This window comes from Clavibacter rahimiani, from assembly GCF_052654495.1.
Map to the genome: position 1 here is coordinate 3155240 of NZ_CP199790.1, position 23719 is coordinate 3178958.

The 23719-nt window shown below is 70.6% G+C and carries 23 protein-coding genes and 1 pseudogene; 9 read left to right on the forward strand and 15 right to left on the reverse strand.

The features are described 5' to 3' along the window. Positions 1–8 precede the first annotated feature (8 nt). Positions 9–1556, reverse strand: a complete 1548-nt coding sequence (locus ACT7CP_RS15140) for a SulP family inorganic anion transporter (RefSeq protein WP_445442835.1) — start codon at positions 1554–1556, stop codon at positions 9–11. Positions 1557–1716: 160 nt separating this feature from the next. On the opposite strand from ACT7CP_RS15140, the gene ACT7CP_RS15145 reads away from it, so the two are divergent. From ACT7CP_RS15145 to ACT7CP_RS15155, 3 genes are all read left to right on the forward strand, one after another. Then, positions 1717–2106, forward strand: coding sequence for a MerR family transcriptional regulator (locus ACT7CP_RS15145; RefSeq protein ID WP_307505447.1), 390 nt, complete (start codon positions 1717–1719; stop codon positions 2104–2106). 64 nt (positions 2107–2170) lie between these two features. Continuing rightward, a complete protein-coding gene (locus ACT7CP_RS15150) occupies positions 2171–3796 on the forward strand; it encodes a peptide chain release factor 3 (protein WP_413961814.1) in 1626 nt (541 codons plus the stop codon). A 16-nt stretch (positions 3797–3812) separates the two neighbouring features. Beyond that, on the forward strand, positions 3813–4166 hold the full coding sequence (locus ACT7CP_RS15155) for a CHY zinc finger protein (protein ID WP_445442836.1): 354 nt from the start codon (positions 3813–3815) through the stop codon (positions 4164–4166). 81 nt (positions 4167–4247) lie between these two features. On the opposite strand, the gene dnaB is transcribed toward ACT7CP_RS15155, so the two are convergent. From dnaB to ACT7CP_RS15185, 6 genes and pseudogenes are all read right to left on the reverse strand, one after another. After that, a complete protein-coding gene (gene dnaB / locus ACT7CP_RS15160) occupies positions 4248–5627 on the reverse strand; it encodes a replicative DNA helicase (protein ID WP_086518435.1) in 1380 nt (459 codons plus the stop codon). A gap of 456 nt (positions 5628–6083) precedes the next feature. Continuing rightward, complete coding sequence (gene rplI, locus ACT7CP_RS15165; protein WP_413961816.1) at positions 6084–6536, reverse strand: 50S ribosomal protein L9; 453 nt, start codon at positions 6534–6536, stop codon at positions 6084–6086. An 11-nt stretch (positions 6537–6547) separates the two neighbouring features. Next, positions 6548–6811, reverse strand: coding sequence for a 30S ribosomal protein S18 (gene rpsR / locus ACT7CP_RS15170; protein WP_012039648.1), 264 nt, complete (start codon positions 6809–6811; stop codon positions 6548–6550). Positions 6812–6847: 36 nt separating this feature from the next. Beyond that, on the reverse strand, positions 6848–7411 hold the full coding sequence (locus tag ACT7CP_RS15175; RefSeq protein WP_413961817.1) for a single-stranded DNA-binding protein: 564 nt from the start codon (positions 7409–7411) through the stop codon (positions 6848–6850). Between the two features lie 102 nt (positions 7412–7513). Beyond that, positions 7514–7858: pseudogene (gene rpsF, locus ACT7CP_RS15180) on the reverse strand (30S ribosomal protein S6); the annotation flags it as partial. A 184-nt stretch (positions 7859–8042) separates the two neighbouring features. Then, positions 8043–9473 carry a CCA tRNA nucleotidyltransferase gene (locus tag ACT7CP_RS15185; protein WP_445442837.1) on the reverse strand — a complete coding sequence of 477 codons (1431 nt, stop codon included), beginning with the start codon at positions 9471–9473 and terminating at the stop codon, positions 8043–8045. Positions 9474–9566: 93 nt separating this feature from the next. Here ACT7CP_RS15185 and ACT7CP_RS15190 point away from each other — a divergent pair, with 93 nt between their 5' ends. The 6 genes from ACT7CP_RS15190 to ACT7CP_RS15215 all read left to right on the forward strand — a co-directional run bounded on the left by ACT7CP_RS15190 (position 9567) and on the right by ACT7CP_RS15215 (position 17599). Next, positions 9567–11873 carry a DUF6049 family protein gene (locus tag ACT7CP_RS15190; RefSeq protein WP_445442838.1) on the forward strand — a complete coding sequence of 769 codons (2307 nt, stop codon included), beginning with the start codon at positions 9567–9569 and terminating at the stop codon, positions 11871–11873. Between the two features lie 36 nt (positions 11874–11909). Beyond that, positions 11910–13541 carry a murein biosynthesis integral membrane protein MurJ gene (murJ, locus tag ACT7CP_RS15195; RefSeq protein WP_445442839.1) on the forward strand — a complete coding sequence of 544 codons (1632 nt, stop codon included), beginning with the start codon at positions 11910–11912 and terminating at the stop codon, positions 13539–13541. 156 nt (positions 13542–13697) lie between these two features. Further along, a complete protein-coding gene (gene trxB, locus ACT7CP_RS15200) occupies positions 13698–14732 on the forward strand; it encodes a thioredoxin-disulfide reductase (protein ID WP_445442840.1) in 1035 nt (344 codons plus the stop codon). 62 nt (positions 14733–14794) lie between these two features. Beyond that, a complete protein-coding gene (gene trxA, locus ACT7CP_RS15205) occupies positions 14795–15118 on the forward strand; it encodes a thioredoxin (protein ID WP_307505420.1) in 324 nt (107 codons plus the stop codon). Positions 15119–15276: 158 nt separating this feature from the next. Next, entirely contained in the window at positions 15277–16599 is a 1323-nt protein-coding gene (locus tag ACT7CP_RS15210) for an aminotransferase-like domain-containing protein (protein WP_413961822.1), read from the forward strand. Between the two features lie 34 nt (positions 16600–16633). Next, complete coding sequence (locus ACT7CP_RS15215; RefSeq protein ID WP_445442841.1) at positions 16634–17599, forward strand: D-alanine--D-alanine ligase family protein; 966 nt, start codon at positions 16634–16636, stop codon at positions 17597–17599. Positions 17600–17655: 56 nt separating this feature from the next. On the opposite strand, the gene ACT7CP_RS15220 is transcribed toward ACT7CP_RS15215, so the two are convergent. The 8 genes from ACT7CP_RS15220 to rpmH form a co-directional block, all read right to left on the reverse strand. After that, positions 17656–18660: a ParB/RepB/Spo0J family partition protein gene (locus tag ACT7CP_RS15220; protein WP_445442842.1), complete on the reverse strand. Its 1005-nt coding sequence runs from the start codon at positions 18658–18660 to the stop codon at positions 17656–17658. Further along, positions 18660–19541 (reverse strand): ParA family protein, encoded by an 882-nt coding sequence (locus ACT7CP_RS15225; RefSeq protein WP_445442843.1) that lies wholly within the window; start codon positions 19539–19541, stop codon positions 18660–18662. The genes ACT7CP_RS15220 and ACT7CP_RS15225 overlap by 1 nt, the downstream gene beginning before the upstream one ends. A gap of 141 nt (positions 19542–19682) precedes the next feature. Next, on the reverse strand, positions 19683–20318 hold the full coding sequence (gene rsmG, locus ACT7CP_RS15230; RefSeq protein WP_445442844.1) for a 16S rRNA (guanine(527)-N(7))-methyltransferase RsmG: 636 nt from the start codon (positions 20316–20318) through the stop codon (positions 19683–19685). Between the two features lie 622 nt (positions 20319–20940). After that, on the reverse strand, positions 20941–21483 hold the full coding sequence (locus ACT7CP_RS15235) for a Jag family protein (protein ID WP_445442845.1): 543 nt from the start codon (positions 21481–21483) through the stop codon (positions 20941–20943). Continuing rightward, positions 21480–22442, reverse strand: coding sequence for a membrane protein insertase YidC (gene yidC / locus ACT7CP_RS15240; protein WP_413961828.1), 963 nt, complete (start codon positions 22440–22442; stop codon positions 21480–21482). The genes ACT7CP_RS15235 and yidC overlap by 4 nt, the downstream gene beginning before the upstream one ends. Before the next feature lie 10 nt (positions 22443–22452). Continuing rightward, positions 22453–22764, reverse strand: coding sequence for a membrane protein insertion efficiency factor YidD (gene yidD / locus ACT7CP_RS15245; RefSeq protein ID WP_445442846.1), 312 nt, complete (start codon positions 22762–22764; stop codon positions 22453–22455). Then, positions 22761–23102 (reverse strand): ribonuclease P protein component, encoded by a 342-nt coding sequence (rnpA, locus tag ACT7CP_RS15250; RefSeq protein ID WP_445442847.1) that lies wholly within the window; start codon positions 23100–23102, stop codon positions 22761–22763. Before rnpA ends, yidD begins: the two co-directional genes overlap by 4 nt. Before the next feature lie 3 nt (positions 23103–23105). After that, on the reverse strand, positions 23106–23243 hold the full coding sequence (rpmH, locus tag ACT7CP_RS15255) for a 50S ribosomal protein L34 (protein ID WP_012039665.1): 138 nt from the start codon (positions 23241–23243) through the stop codon (positions 23106–23108). Between the last annotated feature and the right edge of the window lie 476 nt (positions 23244–23719).

The following is a 23719-nucleotide window of genomic DNA, read 5'->3' on the forward strand; positions in this document are numbered from 1 at the left end:
GGCCCCGCTCAGCCCTCGCCGCCCAGCCGTCCCGCGAGCCGCCCGTGCATGCGGAGGCTCGCCTCGTTCATCCCCTCGATGTCGACGGTCGTCCCGCGACGCGCGTACTTCGTCGTGATCGCGTCGAGGGCCGCGACCGTGGAGGCGTCCCACACGTGCGAGCCGCTCATGTCGATCCGCACGCGCGCCGGGTCCTCCGCGTAGCGGAACTGCGTCGTGAGGTCGTTGCTCGACGCGAAGAACAGCTCGCCGACCACGCGGTACCGGGCGACGGGCTCGCCGTCCGCATCCGGGGCGACCGTGCGCTCCACGGTCGCGAAGCGGGCCACGCGCCGGGCGAAGACGACCATGGCGGCGATCACGCCCACCACCACCCCGATCGCGAGGTTGTGCGTCGCCACCACGACGGCCACGGTGAGCGCCATCACGAGCGTCTCGCCGACCGGCATGCGCTTCAGCGTCGACGGCCGGATGCTGTGCCAGTCGAACGTGCCCACCGACACCATCACCATCACGGCCACGAGCGCCGCCATCGGGATCACGGCCACCACGTCGCCCAGCACGACCACGAGGAGCAGCAGGAACACGCCCGCGAGGAACGTCGAGATGCGGGTGCGGGCGCCCGAGACGCGCACGTTGATCATCGTCTGGCCGATCATGGCGCAGCCGCCCATGCCGCCGAAGAACCCCGACAGCACGTTCGCCGCGCCCTGGCCCCACGTCTCGCGGGTCTTGTCCGAGGGCGTGTCCGTGATGTCGTCGACGAGCTTCGCGGTCATCAGCGACTCGAGGATCCCGACGAGCGCCATCGCGAGCGCGTACGGCCCGATGATCCCCAGCGTCTCGAGCGTGAGCGGCACCTGCGGCAGGAGGAGCTCCGGGAGGCTCCGCGGCAGCTCGCCCTGGTCGCCGACGGTGGGCACGGCGAGCGCACCGAGCACGGTCGCGCCGGTGAGCAGCGCGATGGCGACGAGCGGCGCCGGCACCACGCGCGTCACGCGCGGCAGCAGCACGAGGATCGCGATCCCCACCGCCACCATCGGGTACACGAGCCATGGCACCTCCACCAGGTTCGGGATCTGCGCCGTGAAGATGAGGATCGCGAGTGCGTTCACGAAGCCGACCATCACCGACCGCGGGATGAAGCGCATCAGCCGCGCGACGCCCAGCACCGCGAGCACCACCTGGAGGATCCCGGCGAGGATCACGGTGGCGAGGAAGTGGTCCATGCCGTATTCGCGGGCGACGGGCGCGATGACGAGCGCGACGGCGCCCGTGGCGGCGGAGATCATGGCGGGGCGGCCGCCGAGGAACGCGATCGTCACGGCCATCACGAACGACGAGAAGAGGCCGACGCGCGGATCCACGCCGGCGATGATCGAGAACGAGATCGCCTCGGGGATCAGCGCGAGCGCCACCACGAGCCCGGCGAGCGCCTCGCGGGTGAGGAGGCGCGGCGTGCGCAGGGCCTCGAGCACCGTGGGCGACGGCGCGGGCGCGACGGCGACGGCGGATCCCGGACCGGAGGCGGCCGGCCCAGCGGAGGCGGGGGGCATGGCGGACACGGTGCTCCGATCGGATGCGGCCACGAGGGCGGAGGGGACGGGGGCAGACGGCGGGCCTTGCGCCATCGGGGAGAATGGTCGGCAGCGGCCACCCGGCCGCGTCCACCCCACTCTACCCTCACGTGAGGGGAGAGTCTGTCTGGAGGCCCGCATGACGCGACCTGCCGGCCCCGCGACCATGCAGATCGGCGAGCTCGCCGAGCGCACCGGCCTCTCGCACCGCACGCTCCGCCACTACGACGAGACCGGCCTCCTGCGTCCGTCCGGCCGCTCCGACGGCGGCTTCCGCCTCTACACGGACGACGACCTGGAGCGCCTCCTCCTGATCCGCCGGATGAAGCCGCTCGGCTTCTCGCTCGAGGAGATGATGCGCCTGCTCGAGGTCACCGACGCCCTCGACGCCGCCGCGCCCGACGACGACACCGTGTCCCTCCGCGCCGACCTGGCCGCCTTCATCGCCGACGCGGAGGAGCGCCGCCGCCGCCTCGCCGAGCACCTCGGCATGGCCGACGAGTTCCTCGACCGCCTGCGCGCGCGCTGATCCCCCGAGCCGTCCGCCCGGTCCCGACGCAGACCCTCACGCGACGGCCTCGTACCATGGGGAGGTGTCGACCATCACCCCTCCCCGCGCGCCCGCCTCGGCCTCCGCCTCCCCCGTGCTGCGCGAGGCGTCCCGCCGTCGCACCTTCGCCGTCATCTCCCACCCCGACGCGGGCAAGTCCACGCTCACCGAGGCGCTGCTGCTCCACGCGCACGCCATCGGATCCGCGGGCGCGGTCCACGGCAAGCAGGGCCGCAAGTCCACCGTCTCCGACTGGATGGACATGGAGAAGGAGCGCGGGATCTCCGTGAGCTCCGCCGCCATCCAGTTCACCCACCGCGACACCGTCATGAACGTCGTCGACACCCCCGGCCACGCCGACTTCTCCGAGGACACCTACCGCGTCCTCTCCGCGGTGGACGCCGCGATCATGCTCGTCGACGCCTCCCGCGGCCTCGAGACCCAGACCATGAAGCTCTTCGAGGTGTGCCGCCAGCGCCGCATCCCGATCATCACCGTCATCAACAAGTGGGACCGCCCCGGCCGCGAGCCGCTCGACCTCATGGACGAGATCAAGGAGCGCACAGGCCTCCTCCCCACGCCGCTCACGTGGCCCGTCGGCGAGTCCGGCGCGTTCTTCGGCGTCGTCGACCGCTCCACCGGCGAGTGCGTGCACTTCACCCGCACCGCGGGCGGCGCGACCATCGCCCCCGAGACGCGCATGTCCGCCGACGAGGCGCTGGCCGCCGCCGGATCCGCGTGGACGAACGCCGTCGAGGAGAGCGAGCTGCTGCACGAGGAGGGCCAGGACCACGACGAGGAGTCGTTCCTCGCCCGTCGCACCACCCCGGTGCTCTTCGCGGCCGCCGTCCTCAACTTCGGCGTGACCCACATCCTCGACGCCCTCGACGCCATCGCCCCCGCCGCGCAGCCGCGCCCCGACGAGCAGGACCGCACGCGTCCCGTCGAGGACGACTTCTCCGGCTTCGTGTTCAAGGTCCAGTCGGGCATGAACACCGCCCACCGCGACCGCCTGGCCTTCATGCGGATCTGCTCGGGCGTCTTCCACCGCGGCATGACGGTCACGCACGCGCAGACCGGCCGCCCCTTCGTCACCAAGTACGCGCAGCAGCTCTTCGGGCGCGAGCGCTCGACCGTCGAGGACGCCTACCCCGGCGACGTGGTCGGCCTCGTCAACGCGTCCAACATCCGCGTGGGCGACACGCTGTTCGACGGGGCGCCCGTCACCTTCCCGCGGCTCCCCCAGTTCGCGCCCGAGCTCTTCCGCGTGGTCCGCTCCAAGGACACGAGCACCCACAAGCAGTTCCGCAAGGGCATCGAGCAGCTCGACCACGAGGGCGTCATCCAGGTGATGCGCTCCGACCTCCGCGGCGACCAGGCGCCCGTCCTCGGCGCCGTCGGCCCCATGCAGTTCGAGGTCGTCGTCGAGCGCATGACGAACGAGTTCCGCGCGCCGCTCCGGATGGAGCCGCTCGAGTACCAGGTCGCCCGGATCACCGACGCGGCCAGCGCGCCGGCCCTCGCGAAGACCATCGGGGTCGAGGTGCTCGTCCGCTCGGACGGTACGCACATCGCGCTGATCACGACCCCGTGGCGCCTCAAGGCCATCGAGCGCGACAGCCCGGAGCTCACGCTCGTCGACGCTGCGACGGCCCTGCCGGACGCGTGATCCCGGCGATGCGCGCGTGACCCCCTCAGGCGGTCACCAGCCGGTGACGGGCGCGGAGCCGGTGATCCTCGGTCCGGCGATCGACGCCGCGACCCGCTGCGTCCACTACGGCTCGGCGCTCGACGTGGTCGCGCTCCGGGCGCCGTGCTGCGACGCCTGGTACCCGTGCCACCTCTGCCATGCGGCCGTCGCCGATCACCCGCTCCGGGTGATCCCCCGCGCCGAGCACCACCTGCCCGCCGCCCTCTGCGGCGTCTGCCGGGCGACGATGAGCGTCCCCGACTACCTGGCGGCCGACGCCTGCCCGAGCTGCGGGGCGGGCTTCAACCCCGGCTGCGCGGCGCACGCGCACCTCTACTTCGCGCCCTGAGGCTCCGCCCCTGCGGACGCCAGGACGGACGCCCGCACGGACGATCAGCAGGCGGAGGGCTGGCTAGGCAGACGGCCCGCGCTACCCGCCCGCGGGCATGTCCGCGAAGCGCGAGAAGTGCCCGTGGAAGCCGACCGTGATGGTGCCCGTCGGCCCGTTGCGGTGCTTGGCGACGATGAAGTCGGCCTCGCCCGCGCGCGGGTTGTCCTTCTCGTAGGCGCTCTCGCGGTGCAGGAGGATGACCATGTCCGCGTCCTGCTCGAGCGACCCGGACTCGCGGAGGTCGGAGATGGCCGGCATCTTGTCGGCGCGCTGCTCGGGACCTCGGTTCAGCTGCGACAGCGCGATGACCGGGACCTGCAGCTCCTTCGCCATGAGCTTGAGCGCACGCGAGAACTCCGAGACCTCCTGCTGGCGCGACTCGACCTTCTTGCCGCTCGTCATGAGCTGCAGGTAGTCGATGACGACGAGCTTCAGCCCGACCTTCTGCTTGAGCCGGCGGCACTTCGCCCGGATCTCCACGAGCGTCATGTTCGGGCTGTCGTCGATGTAGAGCGGGGCGTCGTTGATGCGGCCCCGGGTCTGCGCGATGGTCGTCCAGTCGCGCGCGTCCACGGTGCCCTTGCGCATGCTCTGGAGCGGGACGGACGCCTCGGCGGAGAGCAGGCGCATGGCGATCTCGCTGCGCCCCATCTCGAGGCTGAAGAAGATCGAGGGCATGTCGAACTTGATGCTGGCGGCACGCGCGAAGTCGAGCGCCAGCGTCGACTTGCCGAGCGCCGGGCGCGCGGCGACGATGATGAGCTGCCCCGGGTGCAGGCCGTTGGTGAGGGCGTCGAGGTCGGCGAAGCCCGTGGGCACGCCGGTCATCTGGCCGTCCTTGCCCTTGGCCGCCTCGATCTCGTCGATGGCCACCGTGACGGCGTCCGTGAGCGGGACGTAGTCCTCCGCCTCGACGCCGCCCGTGACGCCGTAGATCTCCGCCTGCGCGTTGTTCACGAGGTCGACGACCTCGCCCTCGCTCGCGTAGCCCATCTGCACGATGCGGGTGCCGGCCTCGACCAGGCGGCGCAGCACCGCCTTCTCGGCGACGATGGAGGCGTAGAAGCCCGCGTTCGCGGCCGTGGGCACGACGCTGGTGAGCGTGTGGAGGTAGTCGGCGCCGCCGGCCCGGCTCAGCTCGCCCAGCTTGGTGAGCTCGTCGGTGACGGCGATGACGTCCGTCGGCTCGCCGTGCGAGTACAGCGACAGGATCGCGTCGAAGATGATCTCGTGCTTGGGGATGTAGAAGTCGATCGCCCGCACCTGCTCCACGGCGTCCGCCACGGCGTCCTTGCTGAGGAGCATGCCGCCGATGGCGCTCTGCTCGGCGAGGAGGTCATGCGGCGGCGTGCGCTCGTGGCCGGCGCGCTTGTCGCGCTCGTCGCGTTCGCCGGCGAGACCCAGATGGGCGATGGACACGTGCGGCTCCCCTCGGTCGGCTGGGCGGATGCGCCCGCATGACCGTTCTAGCTCGGACCTCCGACACCGCTCGCGCGGGGTCGGCCGGACCGCTGGCGGTCCTCTCGCGACCCGTTCGTCGGGCGCTGCCCCACGATATGGATCGACCCCTCGCGCCACCAAATGCACCTGTGGACGAGACTGTGGACAAAGTGGGCGAAACGCCGGGCGGCGTGTGGACTACCTGGGGACAAGCCTGTGCACTACGAGCGGATCTCGGCCCGGAATTCACCCCTGACCAGCCCTGCGGAGTTCCACACCCGATGTGGGAAAACTAGTCTGCACCAGGGCTTGAGAGTTCTTCTGCTAGGGCCTCGCCTGTGGATGGGCCTGGGGATCGAGGGCCCTCTGACCTGCTGGTTAACCGCCGATGGCGGTGGGCTCGGAAGAGCCCACCGCCATCGATCTCGTGCTGCGCTACTTCGCGGCGACGACCTGCAAGCTGATCGTGGCGACGATGTCGTCACGGAGCCGGATCGTGGCCTCGTGGTTCCCGGTGGCCTTGATGGGCGTGGGGATCTCGATCTTGCGCTTGTCGACCTGGCCGATGCCGGACTCCTCGACCGCCTTGGCGATGTCGGACGTCTTGACGGAGCCGAAGAGGCGCCCGCCCTGGCCGGCCTTGACGGTCAGCTTGACGATCTTGGCCTCGAGGCGGCTCTTGAGGTCCTGCGCCTCCTCGATGGTCGCGTGCTCGCGAGCGGCACGCGCTGCCTTGATCTGCTCGATCTGCTTCTCGCCGCCGCGGCTCCAGATGACCGCGAAGCCCTGGGGCACGAGGTAGTTGCGGGAGAACCCGTTCTTGACCTCGACGACGTCTCCGGGGGAACCGAGGCCGGAGACCTCGGTCGTCAGGATTACTTTCGACATTCCATTACCCCTTAACGGCCGGAGCCGGCGTAGGGGAGAAGTGCCATCTCACGCGCGTTCTTGACTGCGCGCGCGATGAGGCGCTGCTCCTGCACCGAGACACCGGTGATGCGACGAGCGCGGATCTTTCCCCGCTCGGAGATGAACTTGCGGAGGGTGGCGACATCCTTGTAGTCGATGACGCCGACGCGGATGGACTTCGCCGGGGCGGCGTTCTTGCCGCCCTTGGCTCCGCGGAGAGGCTTGCGGCGGTCGCCGCTGCTCTTTCCAGCCATGATTATTCCTGTCTTTCGTACGTAGTGCGACGAGCCCTAGAAGGGCGTCTCGTCGTTGAAGTTGCCGGGGTTGGACCAGCCGCCGTCGCCACCGGAGTTGCCCCCGCCGGAGTTGCCGCCGGAGCTCGCGGGGGTGCCCCACGGCTCCTCGGCCACCTGCTGCTGGGGCTGTCCGCCGCCGAACTGGCCGCGGCCACCGCCGCCGGAGTTGCCCCCGCCGGAGTTGCCGCCGCCGCCGGCCGCGCGCGTGACCTGAGCGGTCGCGTAGCGGAGCGAGGGGCCGATCTCGTCGACCTCGAGCTCGATGGAGGTGCGCTTCTCGCCCTCCTTCGTCTCGTACGACCGCTGCTTGAGGCGGCCGGTGGCGACGACGCGCGAGCCCTTGGTGAGCGAGGACGCCACGTGCTCGGCGAACTCGCGCCACACGCTCGCACGGAGGAAGAGGGCGTCGCCGTCCTTCCAGTCGTTGCTCGCGCGGTCGAAGGACCTCGGCGTGGAGGCGATGGTGAAGTTGGCTACCGCCAGCCCGTTCTGCGTGTACCGCAGCTCCGGATCACTGGTGAGGTTGCCCACGACCGTGATGATGGTTTCGCCGGCCATCGACTACTCCCCGGTCTTCTCGCTGGAAGCAGCCTGCGCTGCCGGCTTGCCGGGCGTCGCCGGGGCGGCGTCCGTGGCGGGCGCCTGGGGCGCGGCGTCTGCGGCCTTGGACGTGGCGGCGGCCTTGCGGGCGGCCTTCTCGTCGGCGAGCTTCGCAGCGGAGGCGACCATGGCCATGGCCTCCTCGGCACGCAGCACCTTGGTGCGCATGACGGCCTCGGACAGACCCAGCTGGCGGTCGAGCTCCTGCGTGGCCTCGCTCGTGGCGGTGAGCTGGACGACGGCGTAGATGCCCTCGTTCTTCTTGTTGATCTCGTACGCCAGTCGACGACGGCCCCAGACGTCGACGTTGTCGACGGTGCCACCGCTGGTGCGGATGACGTTGAGGAACTTGTCGAGACTGGGAGCGACGGTGCGCTCATCGATCTCGGGATCCAGGATCACCATGAGTTCGTACTGATGCGTCACTAACCCACCTCCTTCGGACTTGAACGGTCGCAGACGATCTGCGACAGGAGGGTATGTGCATCGGTCCGCGCGGGGCAGGGGGAACCCGTTGCCGGGCGGACAACCTCGCAAGACTACCGGATGGGGAGGAGGGGCACCAGACCGGGGTCCGGGATCGCGCCGATCAGCCCTGCTCGCCCGCCCACCACTCGACGAGGCGGCGCGTGGCCTCCTCCGGATCGAGCGGCCCCTCGTCGAGGCGCAGCTCGAGCAGGAAGCGGTAGGCGCGGCCGACGACGGGGCCGGGCGGCACGTCGAGGATCCGCATGATGGCCTCGCCGTCGAGGTCCGGTCGCACGGCGGCCATCTCCTCCTGCTCCGCCAGCTCGGCGATGCGGGTCTCGAGGTCGTCGTACGCGAAGCCCAGGCGGTCGGCCTTGCGGCGGTTCTGGGTCGTGACGTCGGCGCGCGTGAGCATGTGCAGGCGCTCGAGCTCGGGTCCCGCGTCCCGGACGTAGCGGCGGACGGCCGAGTCGGTCCAGCCGCCCTCCGTGTAGCCGAAGAAGCGGAGGTGCAGCTCGACGAGGCGCGACACCGAGGCGATCGTGTCGTTGTCGAAGCGGAGCGCGCGCAGGCGCCGCTTGGCCATCTTGGACCCGACCACGTCGTGGTGGTGGAAGGTGACGACCCCGCCCGGCTCCAGGCGGCGCGTGGAGGGCTTGCCGATGTCGTGGAGGAGCGCGGCCAGGCGGAGCACGAGGTCGGGCGCCTCGCCGGGGTGGCGCGAGCGCTCGTGGTCGATCGCCTGGTCGAGCACCTGGAGGGAGTGCTGGTACACGTCCTTGTGGCGGTGGTGCTCGTCGGCCTCCAGCTTCATCGCGGGGAGCTCGGGCAGCACGTGGTCGGCGAGTCCCCCCTCCACGAGGAGGTCGAGGCCCGCGCGGGGCTCGGGCGTGCGCAGGAGCTTGGAGAGCTCGTCGCTGACCCGCTCGACGGAGATGTCGAGGATCCGGGGGGCCATGTCGCGGATGGCGGCGAACGCGGCGTCGTCGAGGCGGAAGCCGAGCTGGGACGCGAAGCGGACGGCGCGCATCATGCGGAGCGGGTCGTCGCCGAACGAGACCTCCGGGGCGACGGGCGTGCGGAGCACCTGGGAGAGGAGGTCGTCGATGCCGCCCGAGGGATCGACCAGGACCACCTGCGGCAGACGCACGGCGAGGGCGTTGACCGTGAAGTCGCGGCGCACGAGGTCGTCCTCGAGGGAGGAGCCGAACTCGACCTCGGGCTTGCGGGAGACGCCGTCGTACTGGTCGGTGCGGTAGGTCGTGATCTCGACCTGCTCGCCCTTGACGCGCGCGCCGATCGTGCCGAACGCGCGGCCGATGTCCCAGTGCGCGTCGGCGACGGGCTTCACGATCTCGAGGATGCGGTCGGGCCGCGCGTCGGTGGTGAGGTCGAGGTCGGTGGCGTCGCGCCCGAGGAACGCATCCCGCACCGGGCCGCCGACGAGGGCGAGCTCGTGGCCCGCCTCGTGGAACGCACGGGCGAGCACGGCGACCGGGGGCGAGGCGGCCAGCTCGCGGAGACGCTCGAGGGCCTGTGCGACGCTGTGCATGGTCGGACAGTCTACGGCGGCGCCGCGACGGGCATCCGGCGTCCACGGCGAGCGCGCACGGGCCGCGCGGGGTGGGCGCTTTAGAATGCCCAGATGCACGCCGCGCCTCGACACGACGCCGGCCCCACCCGCACGGACAGAGCCCTCCGGCTGATCCGGCGATCCGCTCGACGCACGATCTCCACCCTCGTGTGCGTCACGGTCGCCGCCGGGACGCTCGCCGCCGGGACGGTCGCGGGTCCGTCGACCCCGGCGCACGCGGCCACCGAGGGCGTGTCCCTCACCGTCACCCCCGCGGCCGAGGGGATCCTCGCGCCCGGCGAGGACCTCGCCGTCACCGTCTCCGTCGTCAACGCCACGGACGCCGCCGTGCCCGCCGGACGCATCGACCTCGACCTCAACCGCACCGTGCTCGACACGCGCCCGGAGCTCGATGCCTGGCTCGACACCGCGTCCACCGACGCGAACGCGCGCACGGGTCCCCGCATCGGACGGGCCGACACCCCCGAGGTGCCCGCGGGCGGCACCGTCGACATCGCCCTCACCGTCCCGTCGGCGACCGTCGCGCTCCAGGGGAGCCGCGGGGGCTTCGGGCCGCGGGGGCTGACGGCGGAGCTCGAGGCGGGCGGCACGGACGTCGCGACCGGCCGCGGGGCCGTCGTCTGGAGCCCGGGCGCGGATCCGGCGCCCGCGCCCGTCGCGGCCGTCATGCCGCTCACGGTGCCGCCGAGCGCGTCCGACTTCATCGACGCCGACGCCCTCGCCACCTACACGTCGCCGAGCGGCACGCTGACCCGCCAGCTCGACGCGGTCGTCGACCGCCCGGTCGCCGTGGGCATCGACCCGCGGATCGTCGCGTCCATCCGGATCCTCGGCGTCGACGCGCCCGCCTCCGCCGTCGAGTGGCTGCAGCGCCTCCGGGAGATGCCGAACCCGACGTTCGCGCTCGCCTGGGCGGACGCCGACGTCGCCGTGCAGGCGCAGGCCGGTGCCGCATCGCTGCTCGCCCCGACGGACATCTCCTACGCCGTGCAGGCGAGCCGCTTCGCCGCCCCGGGCACGACGCCCAGTCCCACGCCCACGCCCACTCCCACGGAGACCCCGACGAGCACCGCCTCCCCCGCCGCGAGCGGCACGCGCGGAGGATCGGCGGGCTCGGGCTCCGGCGCTGCGGCCGCCTCCGTCGATCCCCCCGTGACGCCCGAGCCGACGAGCCCCGAACCCGAGCCGAGCGCCACGCCGGCCGCCCCCTCCCCCGTCCCGACCCTCGCCGACCTCACCGCGTGGGACCACACGATGACCGGGTTCTCCTGGCCGGCCGCGGGCACCGTCACCGCGGACGACCTCGGCGTCCTGGCCGCGAGCGGCACCACGACCGCGATCCTCGCGAGCGGCGACGTCACGACCCCGGGCACGACGCGCGTCGGCGCCACGGGCACCGTCGGCGACACCCGCGTGCTCGTGACCGACGCCCGGGTCTCCGCCCTCGTCGACCGCGCGCTCTCCGCCGAGACCGACGAGGCCTTCGGCGTCGTCCTGGCGCAGCTCTCCGCGACCCTCGCCGCGGACGCGCGCGAGGGCGACGGCCATGTGGTGGTCGCGGGCCTGGAGCGCGGCTGGGCCGCCTCCACCGGACGCCTCGGGCAGCTGCTCGACGCGATCCAGGCGCTGCCGTTCAGCGACACCGCTCCGGTCGACGCGGCGCTCGCCAGCACCTCCGTCCCGCTCCAGGTCGTGGACCACCCGGAGGACGCGGCCCGCGTCGCCCGGGTCGCCGGCGCGATGTCCCTCGAGGCGCAGGTCGACGCCTTCGCCAAGGCCGTGGAGCGTCCCGAGCTGATCACCGGCCAGCAGCGCCTGCTCCTCCTCGCCTCGCTCTCCAACCGGTGGCGGGAGGACCCCGACGGCTTCGTGACCATCCAGGACGGTTACGTCGCCCAGGCCGACGACCTGCTGTCCTCCGTCGCCATCACCACCCGCCAGAACACCGTCATCAGCGACACGACGAGCCTGCTCATCAACGTCAGCAACGAGCTCGACCAGCCCATCACCGTCCGGATGTCGATCATCGCGGGCAGCGGCCGGATCCGCGTGGACGACTCCGCGGTCGTCACCGTCCCCGCGCACGGCAGCGCGTCGGCCCGCCCGCCCATCACGGCCATCTCCAACGGCGACGTCGTGGTCACCGCCCGGCTCACCACCGAGGACGGCGCCGTGCAGATCGGCGACAGCGCGCCCGTGGAGCTCCTCATCCGCGCCGGCTTCGAGGCCGTCGTGACGACGCTGTTCGTCGTCGCCGTCGCCCTGCTGTTCGGCTTCGGCCTGTTCCGCAGCATCCGCAAGCGCCGCCGCGCCCGAGCCCGGCAGCTCGCCGGCCTGCCCGAGGAGATCGATGACTGACCGGACCGCGCCGCCCGCCCCCGGATCGGACCCGTCGTGACCGCGGCGCCGGCTCCCCGCGGCGGCGGGATCGGGCGCGCGTCCGCCCTCCTCGCCTCGGGCACGTTCGTCTCGCGCATCCTCGGCTTCGTCAAGGCCATCGTGCTGCTGCAGACGATCGGCGCGACCCTCGGCAGCTCCAACGCGTTCTCGAACGCGAACCAGCTGCCGAACAACATCTACGTGATCATCGCGGGCGGCGTCCTCAACGCCGTGCTCGTGCCCCAGGTGGTGCGGGCGGCCAAGCACGCGGACGGCGGCGCCGGCTACATCAACAAGCTCGTCACCATCGCGATCGTCGTGCTCGGCGGCGTCACGGTCCTCGCGACCCTGGGCGCGCCCGTCGTCTCCGCCGTCTACGCGGCCACCCTGCCGCCGGACGTCTTCGCCCTCGTGGTGGCCTTCGCCTACTGGTGCCTCCCGCAGATCTTCTTCTACGGCCTCTACGCCGTGCTCGGCGAGGTCCTCAACGCGAGGGGCTCCTTCGGCCCGTTCACGTGGGCGCCGGTCCTCAACAACGTCGTCGCGATCGCCGGCCTCCTCGTCTTCCAGGCGATGTTCGGATCCGGCAGCCGCCCGGTCGACGACTGGAGCCTCGACAAGATCGTCGTGCTGGCCGGCTCCGCGACGCTCGGCGTCGTCGCCCAGGCGCTGGTCCTGTTCGTGTTCTGGCGCCGCGTGGGCCTCCGCTTCCGCTTCGACTTCGCCTGGCGCGGCGTCGGCCTCGGCACCGCCGGGCGCCTCGCCGGCTGGACCTTCGGCATGCTCGTGGTCACGCAGCTCGCCGGCATCGCGCAGTCGAACGTGGCCAACATCGCCGCCACCTCGGACAGCCCGTCGAGCACGATCCTGCTCAACGCCTGGCTGTTCTTCATGCTGCCGCACTCGATCTTCGCGGTCTCCATCGCCACCGCGTACTTCACGCGCATGAGCACGCACGCGGGCGAGGGCGACCACGACAGCATGCGGCTCGACCTCTCCTCGGCGATCCGCACGGTGGCCCTCATGACCGTGCTCTCGACCGCCCTCATCGCGGTCCTCGCGGGACCCGTGGCCCGGGTGATGGTCTCGGGCGACGCGGGCGAGGTCCGCGGGTACGGCATGGTCCTCATCGCGTTCATCCTCGGGCTGCCGGCGTTCAGCACCCTGTTCGTGCTGCAGCGCGCGTTCTACGCCCTCTCCGACACCCGCACGCCGTTCCTCATCCAGTGCGCGCAGGTGGTCGTCTTCATCGCCGGCGCCCTCGTCATCGCGCAGCAGCCCGTCGAGCTGATCGGCGTGGGGCTCGCCGTCCTCCAGACCGTCACCGTGACCGGGCAGGCCGTCCTCGCGGCGGTCCTCCTGCGTCGGCGCATCGGCCGGATCGACGGGCGTCGGATCCTCAACAGCTCGGTCCGCTTCGCCGTCGCGGCCGTGCCGACGGCGCTCGTCGGCATCGCGCTGCTCGCGCTCGTCTCCGGCGGCCCGTTCGAGGGCGTGGGCGTCGCGTCGAAGGGCCAGGCGCTCCTCGTCGGGATCCCCCTCGCCGCCGTCATGACGGCCGTGTACCTGGCCGCCCTGGCCGCCATGCGCTCCTCCGAGCTGCAGCAGCTGGCCGGGCCCGTGATGCGCCGCCTCCGCCGCCGCTGACGCCCCGCGACCGCCCCCGCCCCACCCGCGCACGGCCGTGTCCACGCGCGCGTCCGCGCCCGGGGGAGGCGGAGGAATAGCCGCTACCGTGGGTCTGTTGCAGAGGTGAGCGGGCACCGGGAAGGCGCCCCGCCGAGTAGTGGAGGAGAAGCCGTCGTGCGTCAGATCATCATCATCGGTTCGGGTCCGGCCGGATACACGGCCGCCATCTACGCCGCGCGCGCCAACCTCACGCCCCTCCTCATCGCGAGCTCGGTCGAGGCCGGCGGCGAGCTCATGAACACCACCGAGGTGGAGAACTACCCGGGCTTCCCCGAGGGCATCCAGGGCCCCGACCTCATGATGGCGATGCAGGCGCAGGCCGAGCGCTTCGGCACCGAGGTCGTCCTCGACGACGTCACGTCCGTCGAGCTCACGGGCGATGTCAAGCGCGTCACCCTCGGCAACGGCGACGTGCACGAGGGCCTGGCGGTCATCGCCGCGACCGGATCCGCGTACCGCAAGCTCGGCGTCCCGTCGGAGGACCGCCTGAGCGGCCACGGCGTCTCCTGGTGCGCCACGTGCGACGGCTTCTTCTTCCGCCAGAAGACCATCGCGGTCGTCGGCGGCGGCGACAGCGCCATGGAGGAGGCCACCTTCCTCACGCGCTTCGCGGAGAAGGTCTACGTGATCCACCGCAAGGACAGCCTGCGCGCGTCCAAGATCATGCAGGACCGGGCGTTCGAGAACCCGAAGATCGAGTTCGTCTGGAACGCGCAGGTGGTCGACATCACGGGCGGCGAGAAGGTCGACGGCGTGATCCTCGAGGACACCGTCACGGGTGAGCAGCGTCCGCTCGCGCTCGACGGCCTGTTCATCGCCATCGGGAACGACCCGCGCACGCACCTCTTCCACCAGCAGCTCGAGCTCACCATCGAGGGCACCATCGCCGTCGAGGGCCGCTCGTCCCGCACCAACCTGCCGGGCGTCTTCGCGGCCGGTGACGTCATCGACCCCACCTACCGCCAGGCCATCACGGCGGCCGCGTCCGGCACCATCGCGGCGCTGGACGCCGAGCACTTCCTGGCGTCCCTGCCGGACGCGCTGCTCGACGCCTCGTCCGACGGTCCCGACGGACCGGCGGCGCACGGCGCACCGGCTGCCGGCAGCGTGGTCGACCCCGACGGCGAGCTCGTCGGCGCCGAGCAGTAGCCCACCCCACCTCGCGATCCGGGAACCGCCCGGAACCGCACGAACCGCACGAAGGAGCACCCATGTCCCACTCCCGCGACGTCACCGACGCCAGCTTCCAGGCCGACGTCCTCGACGCCGAGAAGACCGTCATCGTCGACTTCTGGGCGCCCTGGTGCGGCCCCTGCAAGGCCGTCTCCCCCGTCCTCGACCAGATCGCCGCCGAGAACCCCGGCATCGAGCTCGTCAAGATCGACGTGGACGACAACCCCGAGGTCGCCATGAAGTACAAGATCACCTCGATCCCGGCCATGAAGGTGTTCAAGGGCGGCGAGGTCGTCAAGACCGTCATCGGCGCCAAGCCGAAGCCGGCCCTCGAGCAGGAGTTCGCCGAGTTCCTCAAGTAGCACCCGCTCGCGCTGCGGCGCGACGAGCACGACCCGGAGGGCCCGGCACCGCGAGGTGCCGGGCCCTCCGGCGTACCGCAGCCACCGGCGGCCGGCCACGGGGATCCCCTCCGGCCGCCCGTTAGGCTGGACGGCAATCGGACAGTGAGAGACGTGACGTGACATCTGCAGGCAGCCCCCGCGAATCCGCGGGCACCAACCTCGACCCGTGGTTCGCCCACTACGCGGACAGGACCTCCGGCCTCAGCGCCTCCGAGGTCCGTGCCCTCTTCGCCGTGGCCTCGCGCCCCGAGGTGGTCTCCCTCGCCGGCGGCATGCCGTTCGTCTCCGCCCTCCCGCAGGAGCTCATCGTCACGGCGATGGAGAAGGTCATGCGCGAGCGCGGACCCGTGGCCCTGCAGTACGGGGGCGGCCAGGGCACCCCCGAGCTCCGTGAGGACATCCTCGAGATCATGGCGCTCGAGGGGATCCGCGGCAGCGTCGACGACATCGTCACCACCACGGGATCGCAGCAGGCGCTCGACCTGGTCACCAAGCTCTTCATCGACCCGGGCGACGTGATCCTCGCCGAAGCGCCCAGCTACGTCGGCGCCATCGGCGTCTTCCGGAGCTACCAGGCCGTGGTCGAGCACGTCGTGATGGACGACGACGGCCTCGTGCCCGAGGCGCTGCGCGAGGCCATCGCGCGGATCCGCGGCGAGGGCCGCACCATCAAGTTCCTCTACACGGTCCCCAACTTCCACAACCCGGCCGGCGTCACGATGTCGGCGGCCCGCCGTCCGGAGATCCTCGAGATCTGCCGCTCGAACGACATCCTCGTGCTGGAGGACAACCCCTACGGGCTCCTCTGGTTCGACCGCCCGGCCCCGGACGCGATGCGGAGCCTCGACGACGAGGGCGTCATCTACCTCGGCTCCTTCTCGAAGACGCTCGCCCCCGGCTTCCGGGTCGGCTGGGCGCTCGCGCCGCACGCGATCCGCGAGAAGCTCATCCTCGCCCAGGAGTCGGCCGTCCTCTCCCCCAGCTCCTTCAGCCAGCTGATCATCTCCGAGTACCTGCACGCGTCCGACTGGAAGGGCCAGATCGACACCTTCCGCGGCGTGTACCGGGAGCGGCGCGACGCCACGCTCTCCGCCCTCGCGGAGCACCTACCGGGCCTCAGCTGGACCGTGCCGAACGGCGGCTTCTACGTGTGGCTCAAGCTCCCGGAGCAGCTGGACTCGAAGCAGATGCTGCCGCGCGCCGTCACCGCGCTGGTCGCGTACACGCCCGGCACCGCGTTCTACGCGGACGGCCGCGGTCGCGATGCCATCCGCCTGTCGTTCTGCTACCCCACGCCCGAGCGCATCCGCGAGGGCATCCGTCGCATGTCGACGGTCATCGACGACGAGCTGGACCTCCTCAGCACGTTCTCCGGCACCGGCCCGCTCGCGTCCCGTCCCACGACGTCCGTCGCCGCGCCGCCGCCCGACCTCGACTGACCCGCACCAACCGAGCACGATCGGATCCAGCACCATGACCGCACACGACCCCCTCTCCGTCGTCGTCCTGGCCGGCGGCATCTCCCACGAGCGCGACGTCTCGCTCCGCAGCGGACGCCGCGTGGCGGATGCCCTGCACCGCGCGGGCGTGGCGTCCTCGCTCCGGGATCCCGACGCCACCCTGCTCGACTTCCTGCGCGACACCCCTCCCGCCGTCGTCTGGCCCGTCCTGCACGGCGCCAGCGGCGAGGACGGCGCGCTCCTCGGGCTGCTCGAGCTCGCGGGCGTCCCCTACGTGGGATCGTCCGCACGCGCTGCCCGCCTCGCCTGGGACAAGCCCACCGCCAAGGCTCTGGCCGAGTCCGCCGGGATCCGCACCCCGCGCTCCGTCACCCTCCCGAAGGACACGTTCCGCGAGCTGGGCGCCGCGGCCGTCCTCCGTCTCGTGACGGAGGCCATGCCCGCGCCGTACGCCGTGAAGCCCGCCCGTGGGGGATCCGCGCAGGGCGTCACCATCGTGCGCGACGCGGATGCCCTCCCCCGCGCGATGGTCGACGCGTACACGTACGGTGACGTCGCCCTCATCGAGCAGCTCGTGGAGGGCACCGAGGTCGCCATCGGCGTCCTCGACACCGGCGCGGGTCCCGAGGCCCTGCCGGCCACCGAGATCGTCCCCACGTCGGGCGTGTACGGCTACGAGGCGCGCTACAACGCGGGTCTCACCCGCTTCTACACCCCGGCTCGCATCTCCCCCGCCGCAGCAGCCGCGGCGACGGAGGCAGCGGTGGGGATCCACCGGGCGCTCGGCATCGGGCAGGTCTCCCGCGTCGACATCATCATCGACGCCGCCGGCGACCCGTGGTTCCTCGAGGTCAACGTGATCCCGGGGCTGACGGAGACGTCGCTGCTGCCCCAGGGCCTCGCAGCGGCCGGCATCGAGGTCGGCGACCTCTACCGGCGCCTCGCCGAGTCCGCCCTCGCCGCAGCAGACGCGCGCTAGCGCCGAGGACGACGCAGAGGGGGGAACGGACGCTCGGTCCGTTCCCCCTCTGAGCATCAGCCTGGCTCGCCGTCCGGCACGCCCATCTCCTGCACGATGCGGGTCAGGTCCCCGAGGGTCGCGAAGTCGATGAGGATCTGTCCCTTCTGAGCCGACATCGTCACCCGGACGCTCGTGTTCAGGTGGTCGCCGATCCGCTGCGCGGCTTCATCGAGGTGCGCGTCGCGCGCCGAGGACGAGCTCTTCCGGGGCTTCGCGGTGCGCTGCCCCTTCTGCGCCGCCGCCTCCGCCGCACGCACGGACAGGTCCTCGTTCACGATCTTGTCCGCGAGGTGGCGCATGGCCTCCTCGTCCCCGGACGAAAGGATCGCGCGCGCGTGACCGGCGGACAGCACGCCGGCCGCCACGCGGTGCTGGACGTCCTCCGGCAGGCGCAGGAGGCGGATCGTGTTGGTGATCTGCGGCCGGGACCGCCCCAGCCGCTGCGCGAGCTCATCCTGCGTGATGGCGAAGTCGGCCAGCAGCTGCTGATACGCGCTCGCCTCTTCCAGGGGGTTGAGCTCGGATCGGTGCAGGTTCTCGAGCAGCGCATCCCGGAGCATGGACTCGTCGGCGGTGTCCTTGATGACGGCCGGGATGGTGTCGAGCCCCAGCTCCTTGGTCGCCCGGAGGCGCCGCTCCCCCATGACGAGCTCGTACTTCGCGCGACCGGTCTCGTCGGAACCCAGCGGGCGGACGACGATCGGCTGCAGGACGCCGTACTCGCGGATTGAGACGACCAGCTCCTGGAGCTCGTCGGGTCGGAAGTCGGTGCGCGGCTGCTGCGCGTTCGGCGTGATGTCCGCCGGATCGAGGTTGGCCAGCCGGGCGCCCGGTACGGCCACGAGCTCGGGCTCGCGCTTGTCGTCCGCGGTCTTCTCGCCCTTGGGTGACTGGATGCCGCTGGGGGCCCCGGCCCCGACGCTGTCCGGGAAGAACACGTCCACGGGCCGGCTGCGGTCGTCGGAGGTGGGGATGAGCGCGCCGATGCCGCGCCCCAAGCCGGTTCTCTTCGTTGCCATTACCTCTGGGCTCCTCGATGTGCGATCTCGGCGGCGGCCTCCAGGTAGGAGAGCGCACCGGGTGAATTGGGGTCGTAGCTGATGACGCTCTGGCCGTAGCTCGGCGCCTCGCTGATGCGCACGGACCGCGGGATCAAGGTCGTCAGTGTCTGCTGGGGGAAGTGCTCGCGGACCTCCGCCGCAACCTGCTGCGCGAGGTTCGTGCGGCCGTCGTACATGGTCAGGAGGATGGTCGACATCGCCAACTCGGGGTTCAGGTGCTGCGCGATCAGCTCGATGTTCGAGAGCAGCTGACTCAACCCCTCCAGCGCGTAGTACTCGCACTGGATGGGGATGAGGACCTCCTTGGCAGCGCTGAACGCGTTGATGGTCAGGAGCCCCAACGACGGGGGGCAGTCGATCAGCACGTAGTCGAAGCCCTGACCCGTGTCGGACGCCAGGAAGGCGTCGAGCGCGCGACGGAGCCGACGCTCCCGCTGGTCGAGGCTGACGAGTTCGATCTCCGCACCGGCGAGGTGGATCGTGGCGGGGACGCAGAAGAGCGTGTCGAACTCGGGACTGCTCTGGAGGGCGTCGTCGATGGAGGCGTCGTTCACGAGCACGTCGTACACGCTCGACAGCTCGGAGGACCGGTCAGCTCCGAGCGCCGTGGACGCGTTGCCCTGCGGATCGAGGTCGATGACCATCGTCCGCGCTCCGGACTTGGCGAGGGCAGCCGCCAGGTTCACCGTCGACGTGGTCTTGCCCACGCCACCCTTCTGGTTCGCGATCGTGAGCACGCGAGTCGTGGCAGGCCGGGGCAGCACGAGACCGGCGAGGGCCTTCCGACGCCGGCTGGTCTCGGAGAGCTCACGGGCGATCGGACTCAGATCGTCATCCATGGGCAACTTCCTGTCGGGAGGCGAACGAGGGCATCAGCGTCAATAGGGGGAGATGTTTCACGTGGAACATCACGAGGTCGGCACGGATATGACTCCGAATGCACCCGTGACCAGTGAATTCGCATACAGAGGTGTCATCGGTCACGCTACTCGCGCCCGGATGGCCCGAGTGACCTCAGCAACCTGCCCACTACCCAGGGTCAGTACCTCGACATCTTCGAGGTGGTACTTGCGGATCACCTTGCTCGCGGCCTCGACCTCCCGCTCGGCATTGACGCCCTTCATGAAGACGAGCTCGCCGCCCGTCCGCACGAGCGGTACCGTCAACGGGATGAGCTTGGAGAAGGCGCTCACGGCTCGCGCCGTCACCTGGTCCAGGGTGAACTCCTGCGCCACATCTTCCGCTCGCGCGCGCCGCACGGTGACGTTGCCGAGGCCCAGATGCTCGGTCTGCTCTTCCAGCCACGCGACACGTCGCTCCATGGGTTCGATGAGGACGAACTCGACGTCCGGTCGCGCGATGGCGAGAACGAGTCCCGGAAGACCAGCTCCCGTACCGATGTCACCGACCACCCCCGGCCGAAGCAGAGGAGCGACCAGCACCGAGTTGATGACGTGCCGAGTCCATAGCCGAGGCGGCTCCAACGGACCGATGAGTCCCAGCTCCTCACCGCGCTCCCCCAACTGAGCCGTGAACTCCCGGACGACATCGATCCGCGCACCGAACAGTTCTTCCGCGACGGCGGGTTCCTGCTCGACGATGATCTTCTCGGACATGACGATTCCATCTTCTGATCGTTGCGGCGGAGGTTCGGGGGCATGATCCTCACAACACGACACCATGGTGCGCGCCGCCGGATCTCCCGAGTTTAGCGGTCATGGAGTGAGGGCCAGAGCGACTCCCGGCGCTCGTGCGCCACGAGGTGTGTACTCGAAGCGTTTCACGTGAAACATTCGGATTCTGGGAACAGTGGCGCTCCTCACTACAACGTCGATACGCCACCCGCAGTCAGGGGCCAACCTCGTGATCGCAATGCATGTTTCACGTGAAACACGGCTCTACCCGTAGCCAGTGTTCCCCTACGGTGAGCGGATCGAGCACGGCACGCAGAATCGAGGCGTACACATGAGACCGCACCGTGCGGGAGCGAAGGTCGAACCCTGCCGTGCGGCGCGAGCAGCATGAACTCGGCCATCCATCCCAGCACGTGAACGATCGCCATCGGTGCGTGACCGGCCCAGATCAGTACCTCGACCCCTGCATCCGATGCTCAATGCGACCACTGGCTTTCTAACACGACCGTACTATCACCCCTGAACAGAGCATCGGGTTCCACGCCCTCAATGCATGAAGGCCCGGTCCAACCGGACCGGGCCTTCTCATCGTCGCGACGACACGTCACGCCTTGCTGATCACCGTGTGGCGGTCACGCCCCTCGCCCTCGGACTCGGACGTGTAGCCGCGCTCCGCCACGATGTCGTGGACGAGCTTGCGCTCATATGACGACATGGGCGGCAGGGAGGCGCTCGCCGACCCCGCGGAGATGCGCTCCACGGCTCGGTCGACCAGCTGCGCGAGCTCCGCCTGCCGGGCATCTCGCGAGCCGCCGACGTCGAGGATCAGGCGGCTGAACACGCCGGTCTTGTTCTGCACGGCGAGCCGCGTCAGCTCCTGCAGCGCCGTCACGGTCTCGGGGTTCGACAGCAACCGGAGGTCCTCGGAATCGGCCGCGTCGACGGAGACGTAGGCCCGTCCACCGCGCTGGTCGATGTCGATGTCGCCGTCGAGGTCGCAGATGTCGAGGAGCTCTTCGATGTAGTCCGCCGCGATGTCACCCTCGTCGACAGCACCGGGTGCATCCGCGGGAGCCGGTACGGCGGTCTCGTCTTCCCCGGTCGCCGTTCCCACGGCCTGCTCGGTGGAGTCGGTCACGTCGCTCATCGGTTCTTGGATCCCGCCTGCTTCTTGGCACGGTTCTTGCTCACCGGCTGCTGCCGCTGGGCGGGCTTGCGCTCCTCGACGACCACTGTCGAGGAATCAGCCGTCGCCTCGGGGGTGACGAGCTTCCCCTTGCGGGCCAGGCGCGCCTCGCGTGCCCGCGCCGCCTCGCTACCGGGTGTGGGCATGTTGCGGATGACCAGGAACTGCTGTCCCATGGTCCAGAAGTTCGAGACGAGCCAGTAGAACATGACGCCGAGCGGGAAGGCGATGCCGGACACCGCGAACACCAGCGGGAGGATGTACAGCAGGATGCGCTGCTGCTTGAACATCGGGCTGGCCTTCGTCTCCTCCGACATGTTCTTGGCCATGATCTGCAGCTGCGTGATGAACTGCGACGCGCTCATGAGGACGACCATGACGGACGCGATCACGATGACGTTGATGTTGCCGTCAGCCGTGGAGATGGCGGACTGCAGGGGAGCGCCCAGGAAGACCGACTCGCCGAAGGACCGCGACAGCTGGTCGTTCAGCAGGCCGATGCCGGGGAGCTCCTCGACCGCCGCCCGGTGCAGCACCGAGTAGAGGGAGAAGAAGATCGGCATCTGCAGGAGCAGGGGGAGGCAGCTGCTGAGCGGGTTCGTACCCGTGTCCTTGTAGAGCGCCATGGTCTCGCGGGACATCGCCTCGCGGGAGAACTGGTCGCGCTTGCCCTTGTACTTGTCCTGGATCTTCTTCAGCTGCGGCGCGACCTCCATCATGCGGCGCTGGTTCTTGATCTGTCGGACGAAGATGGGGATGAGGGCCGCGCGCACCACGAGCACGAGGCCCACGATGGAGAGCACCCACGTGGCGCCGGCGTCGGGGTCGAGCCCCAGGCTGGTCCAGAGCGTGTGGAAGCCGACCAGGATGAGTTCGATGACCCACTTGATCGGCCACAGGATCGTTCCGAGGAAGTCCATGAGGTGGTCGTTAGCCCTTTCCGTGGCTGGGTGCGACGACGAATCCGAGCCTCGTGCGCCGGTACTGCTGGACCCGACGAGCGGGGACGTCGTCGATGCCGCCCTCCGCCCACGGGTGGCACCGGCACACGCGCCATGCAGCGAGGGCGCCGCCGTGGAGGAGTCCGTGCTCCTGGACGGCCTCGAGACCGTATGCGGAGCAGGAGGGGTAGTACCTGCAGACGTCCCCGTAAAAAGGGGAGACCACGCGCCGGTAGAGGCTGATGACGGCGATGGCCGCGTTCCGGGGCGCCAGGACGACGGAGGTCAGTGCCCTCTTCATATCGTCCTCACGGCCCGCGTCACGGCTGACGCCATCTCCTCCTGCAGGGTAACCCACGGTGTCTGCTCCATGCCTGGCAGTACGCGGATCACGATGGAGGTCCCCGGGGGGACGGAGGGCAGGAGCCCCGCCGACACGGCCTTGAGGCGACGTCGGACGAGATTGCGGGTCACCGCGTTGCCCACCTTCTTCGACACGATGAACCCGAAGCGGGTCGGCGAGTCCGGGGGACCGGCGAGTGCGGAGACGATCGCCGTCGCGGTGGTCGACCGGCGTCCCCGCCTGACGATGGTGCGGTAGTCCGCACCGCTCGTCACGCGGTTCTGCCGAGCGAGCACGTGCTACGCGGAGAGCTCGGTGCGTCCCTTGCCACGACGGGCGGCGAGGATGGCACGGCCGGCGCGGGTGCGCATGCGGAGGCGGAAGCCGTGCTTCTTGGCCTTCTTGCGGTTGTTCGGCTGGAAGGTGCGCTTGCTCACGGTGAGTCTCCACTCAGGTTGGTCCACGGGGCCGACGAGTGCGGCTGGGAAGATGGGGCAGCCTCGACAGGCTGGGTCAACTGCCTAAATCTACGGGGCGACGGGCCTCCGGTCAAACCCGAGTGCGGGATCGCGATTATCCACACGGACGGGCCATCGGCCGGTATTGACATGCCGGCGTCGATAGGGTCGATTTGTCCTGATCTCCGGCAGTGGCTAGCGTGTGGCGTGGCCGCGACGCGCCGGGGATCGCCCGCGCGGTGCAGACGGCCCGTTCGCACACAGGGTGGATAACCCTGTGAGTAACTATGCTGTCCGCGGCCGCGGTGCACGGATGGTCCGCACCCTCGGAGCCTCCGGGGACGGACGCCGCACGCACGACCGCGACGCTCTTCCGGCGTCGACAGCAGCCCGCGCACCGTGCGGAGACCCGGCGTCAGCCCGAGGCCGAGCACGGTGACGGCAGATGGGGAAAC